Origin of the sequence: Emticicia sp. (assembly GCF_049241225.1) — a bacterium.
In the GTDB taxonomy this organism is placed as follows: domain Bacteria; phylum Bacteroidota; class Bacteroidia; order Cytophagales; family Spirosomataceae; genus Emticicia.
On the sequence record NZ_JBMLRC010000492.1, the window covers coordinates 1,476 to 5,106 of the forward strand.

3 protein-coding genes and 1 pseudogene are annotated in these 3,631 nt (G+C 35.5%); all 4 read right to left on the minus strand.

Annotated elements, in window-relative coordinates:
- Positions 1–632, minus strand: a pseudogene (locus tag ACOVO2_RS25485) (peptidase M28); the annotation flags it as partial.
- Positions 633–920: 288 nt separating this feature from the next.
- On the minus strand, positions 921–1,538 hold the full coding sequence (locus ACOVO2_RS25490) for a Uma2 family endonuclease (protein WP_421772688.1): 618 nt from the start codon (positions 1,536–1,538) through the stop codon (positions 921–923).
- 87 nt (positions 1,539–1,625) lie between these two features.
- Positions 1,626–2,726, minus strand: a complete 1,101-nt coding sequence (gcvT, locus tag ACOVO2_RS25495; RefSeq protein WP_421772689.1) for a glycine cleavage system aminomethyltransferase GcvT — start codon at positions 2,724–2,726, stop codon at positions 1,626–1,628.
- A 276-nt stretch (positions 2,727–3,002) separates the two neighbouring features.
- Positions 3,003–3,446, minus strand: a complete 444-nt coding sequence (gene tnpA / locus ACOVO2_RS25500) for an IS200/IS605 family transposase (RefSeq protein WP_421772690.1) — start codon at positions 3,444–3,446, stop codon at positions 3,003–3,005.
- Between the last annotated feature and the right edge of the window lie 185 nt (positions 3,447–3,631).

Sequence of the window (3,631 nt, forward strand, 5' to 3'; positions counted from 1 at the left end):
TCATAATTACCTCTTTTAAAATTTTCATTGGCATCTTTCCATCCGTTTTCGGCGGTATCGTCAGCAATAAAAATAATGGCAGCTACTCCTCTTCTGACCAATGCAGCTCCGTATTTTGTATAAATATAACGGCTATAACGCCATGTTGGTAGCGAAACATTGAGATTAATACCTTTTGGATTGGCTTCGATGGCTACAATTTTTCCTTTTATATTCAGTGAATTTGTATCTATTTCAGCGGCATTTCCCAAATAAGTGATTGTTCCGTTTAAAGCTGTATTGGCCATTTGTGCAATAGAAACATCCTGCCAAAGAGTCAATTTTTTATTGTTCAGTTCGATACTCGTTTGCTCAGAAATTTGATTTCGCCAAAGCGTAAAAAACTGAAAATATGTGCCATCATCGCCCGCAGGTTTTAGGCCTATGGCTCGGTATTTTTCGCCCAACCACATCGCAGCTTTCAGTTCATCGAGTGTGCCAGCCGAGCGACCTTTAAAATTCACTCCAGCCAATGCCTCTAAATCGCTTTTTAAATCTGATTCTTTAATTTGGTTGAGAGCAGGCGGAAGACTCTGAGCAAAAAGTTGACTGCTTACAATGAGAAATGCCCAAAATAAAATTTTGTTTTGCATAATAAATAGAGATTGAGTTTATCGATGAGAAAAGATATTTGATTGATTTTCAAACCTATAAATATACAAAACTGTTGCGGATTCGAGATAAAAAACAATATAAACTAATGCTGTAAGAATCTGTACTCGAAAATAGCAGCGGTGGGCATTGGATGCATTCAGCGTGACAGCATGATGAGTAAGAGAAAGTTTCAGTTTGCTATTCTTTTTCTTCTAAAATTTCACTCATAAAAAAGCCCTTCCTAAAATCAAGGAAGGGCTGGTATAAGTAATTTGTCATCCTCATTATTATGCAAAGGGTGAGCCTTTTTTTCGCAAATATTCGCCGATATTAAAGATTATTCCGTCGAAAACTTCAATATCTTTATTCCAGTCTTTTACTTGCCAATCTTCGTTTCTGGTAGCTACTGTTACTTTTTTTGATTTGGTTGTAATCCAGATTACTTTTTCTACGCCAAAATTCAATAGTTTTTGCGTTTTATTGAAAATATAACTATCAATTTCTAAACCTGGTGCTTCGATGTTAATATCCACTTCGATGGCTACTTTGGGCGGAACGATTGCATAATGTTCATCAATCGCTTCAATGGGTAAAACACTATTTTCAAAAATAAGAATATCTCCTGCTAAATTATTGTATTTATTCAGATGAATTCCTGTTTCGCTTGATAGAAGGGTGTACTTTTCTTCGTCCACTTTTCTTCCAAGTAAAATGATTAAATGTGTAATAATAAGTGATTGAAGTGTACTCGACCCCATAATTTCAGCAAAAGTTTTTGTTCCATTTAATACTTCTTTATACCCTCTATAATAGATAGGCTTTCCATCCATTACTTCGTGTATTAAGTAATCAGGCACTTTTGGGGCTGATTTTCTAACTATCTGTGGTGATTTTGTTACAACCATTTTCTTCTAAATTTTATTAAATTTAAAAAGTTTTTCACAAATAACCGTCAAAAATAAGATTTCTTTAAGTCAATTTCTGCTGAATGCTTACACTCCTGCTTTCACAAAAGGCAATTTTGTTACTACGCCTTTTAATAGTTTATCTCTTACTTTGATATACACTTCCGTTCCGACTTTGGCGAATGCCGTTGGCACGTGGCCCATCGCAATTCCTTTTTGTAATGTTGGCGATTGTGTTCCAGAAGTAACTTCTCCAAGTTTGTTTCCTTCAGCATCACAAATTTCGTAATGACTGCGAGGAATTCCACGGTCAATCATTTCGATTCCTACTAATTTCCGTTGTAAACCTGCTTCTTTCTGTACCTTTAGGTTTTCTGAATTGATGAAGTTTTTCGTAAACTTCGTCACCCAACCCAAACCTGCTTCTAATGGAGAATCAGTATCGTTTAATTCGTGACCATATAAGCAATAACCCATTTCCATACGAAGTGTATCTCTTGCACCTAAACCAATAGGCTTGATGTCAAACTCCGCTCCTGCTTCAAAAATGGCATTCCACATTTTTTCGGCATCTTTATTCCAAACATAAACCTCAAAACCACCAGCACCTGTATAGCCCGTTGCCGAGATAATTACATCATCAATACCAGCTAAAGAGCCGGCTTTGAAAGTGTAATAATCCATTGATGATAAATCAAGGTCTGTTAGTTTTTGGAGTGTTGGTAGAGCTTTTGGACCTTGCACGGCAAACAAACATAGTTTATCAGAAATGTTTTCGAGTTCTACGCCGAAGTTGTTATTTTGATTTACCCAATTCCAATCTTTTTCGATGTTTGAGGCATTTACTACTAAATAATATTCGTTTTCGTTCCAACGATAAACCAATAAATCATCTACTACACCACCTTCATTATTCGGAAAATAGGCATATTGTACTTTTCCATCAAAAAGTGCCGATACATCGTTTGAAACTATGTATTGCAAAAACTCAGTTGCACGCTCGCCTCTCACTATAAACTCGCCCATGTGCGACACATCAAAAACACCTACACCATTACGCACGCAATTGTGTTCTTCATTATCGGACGAATAACGAACGGGCATCATAAAGCCACCAAAAGGCACCATTTTTCCGCCCAGTTTTTCGTGTAAATCATTGAGAGGGATTCTCTTATTCTCTGCTTCCATTAAAATTTGATATTTATTGATGAAAAATTGTTGTTAAATGGTATTGGATTGTTTATTCTCTGTTATCCTCCAGCTAAAGCGGGAGGCTATTGAAAATAGTTTTATTTGAAATGTATTTTGGTTATCTACAAGCTCAATCAGACTATCGAAGCATCCTTTTAGCAATTCATTTGGCCTGTTTTTTTTGGGGATAATTTATTTCAATTGCCTCCTACTTTAGCTGGAGGATAAAAGAAAACAAGGCCAAACTCGGCTTTAGCCAAAACTTAATTTCGATTAGCTTTTGTCTTTAATCTTCACAAAGCCATGTCTTAAAATCAGCTCTTCATATTCATCATTCCATGTCTTTTTGGTATGATGAACTTCCTGATTTTTGATATAATTCCTTACAGTTTCAATCTGTGATTCAGAAACACCAACAGCAAAATACTCATCTTGCCATTCAAAATATTGATTTGTCAGTTTTTGTTTATTTATCCAAAAAGCCGACTCTCCTTTTATCAACTGCATTATTTTACTAATTGTTTGGTCACTACCAAGCGACACCAAACAATGACAATGGTCGTTGAAGCCATTCACAAAATCAATAAATATATCTTTCTTCTCGCTATTTTCTTTGATATGATTCCAAACCTGCTGCCTGATTTCTGGATTGTGCAAATACGGAAATCTATTTTTTGTACTCCAGACAAAATGAATATAGACTTTGATGAACGGCATTGATTAATATGGATTATCATTATTAGAAATTCTCCAGCTAAAGCAGAAGGCTATTGAAATGTGTTTGTCTTATTTATATAAAACTATTTCTCTCCAAATGCCTCTTTTAGAACCCTCCAGCTAAAGCAGGAGGCTATTGAAATGTGTTTGTCTTATTTATATAAAACTATTTCTCTCCAAATGCC